Annotated in this window: 2 protein-coding genes; both read left to right on the top strand. The window is 58.3% G+C overall.

Features of this window, described 5'->3' with window-relative positions:
- Positions 1–959 (top strand): IS66 family transposase (locus J3L16_RS15790; protein WP_207614025.1); only part of this gene is annotated, 959 nt, incomplete at its 5' end.
- Positions 959–1,255 carry a hypothetical protein gene (locus tag J3L16_RS15785; RefSeq protein WP_207614024.1) on the top strand — a complete coding sequence of 99 codons (297 nt, stop codon included), beginning with the start codon at positions 959–961 and terminating at the stop codon, positions 1,253–1,255. The genes J3L16_RS15790 and J3L16_RS15785, both read left to right, overlap by 1 nt.
- Positions 1,256–1,271: the final 16 nt, after the last annotated feature.

Raw genomic sequence — 1,271 nt, 5'->3', positions numbered from 1 at the left:
TTCCCGAAAGCACGCTGGTTGGTTGGTGCGGCCGTGCGATGAAAACCCTGTCGCCACTGATCGAGAGGATTGAGGCTGACATCATGGTCAGCGATTTGCTGCACGCGGATGATACCCCAATCCGTGTGCTGGATCGGTCAAGACGCGACAAAGGGCTTGGCAAAGGGGTCAAGCAAGGCCGGATCTGGGCCTATGTGCGAGACCAACGTCCATGGGCAGGAACTTCACCACCCGGGGCTGTCTATCGGTTCGCCCCGAATTGGAAGGAAGAGCATGTTCTTGGCCATCTGGCCGACGCGCGCGGCATTCTGCAAGCGGACGGCTACAAGGGTTATGCCAAGCTTTATGAACCCGAACCGGGTGGCCCGTCGCGCTTACGCGAAGCCGCCTGTTGGGCACACCTGCGGCGTGACTTCCATGATTTTTGGGCCTCGACCAAGTCCGAGATCGCCCGCGAGGCTCTCGACCGGATCGGCAAGCTCTACGACATTGAGCGCGACATCAACGGTCAACCCGCTGACGTCCGCCATGCCGCGCGGCAAAAGTTGAGCCAGCCAAAGGTCGAGGCCTTCTTTGCTTGGTCCGAACAACAAATCCTGCGCATTCCAGGCAAGAGCGATCTGGCCAAGGCGTTCCGCTATGGCCTCAGTCGGCAGGAAGCCTTCAGCCTGTTTTTGACTGACGGCCGTGTGGCCATCGACAACAATCCAGCCGAGCGCGCACTGCGTCCGATTGGCATAGGACGGAAAAATTGGCTATTTGCAGGTGCTGACACAGGCGCTGAAACTCTGGCACGTGCGATGACCATCATCGAGACTGCCAAGCTCAACGGTCTCGACCCGCAGGCCTATCTTGCTGACATTCTCGACCGCATCCACGATCATAAGATCAACCGGCTGGATGCGATACTGCCGTGGAACTGGGCACCGCTGAACGCTGCCCATTCAGAGGCCGCCTGATGGCTGCGGTGACCCATGTATGCACTATCGACTACGTCGCCAAAATGCTGGGCGAGGATGTCGAACTTCTTGAAGCGATCATCTCCAACGACGATAACCTGACCTATGGCAACATCGTCAGCGTCTATGCCGGTGCTGACGAAACCGTCACCGCACTGACCGACGACGGCATCGCGGAACTGAAGGACATGATCCGCGACGCCCGTATAACCACCGAAACCTGGCATGAGTTCCTTGAAGACTTCGTAGATGACGCTGAAATCGCCGCCCGCATCAAGGCCAAATCACGGCGGTAACAATGGAGCGGTTACG

The sequence above is a fragment of the Alteromonas sp. 5E99-2 genome (assembly GCF_017368475.1).
Classification (GTDB): Bacteria; Pseudomonadota; Gammaproteobacteria; order Enterobacterales; family Alteromonadaceae; genus Alteromonas_F.
The sequence above is the reverse complement of the archived record's forward strand: the minus strand, read 5'-3'. Positions and strand labels throughout refer to the sequence as shown.

Bases quoted from the DNA above. Each gene is read 5' to 3' on its own strand.
- J3L16_RS15785 (WP_207614024.1), top strand. From the start codon at position 959: ATGGCTGCGGTGACCCATGTATGCACTATCGACTACGTCGCCAAAATG.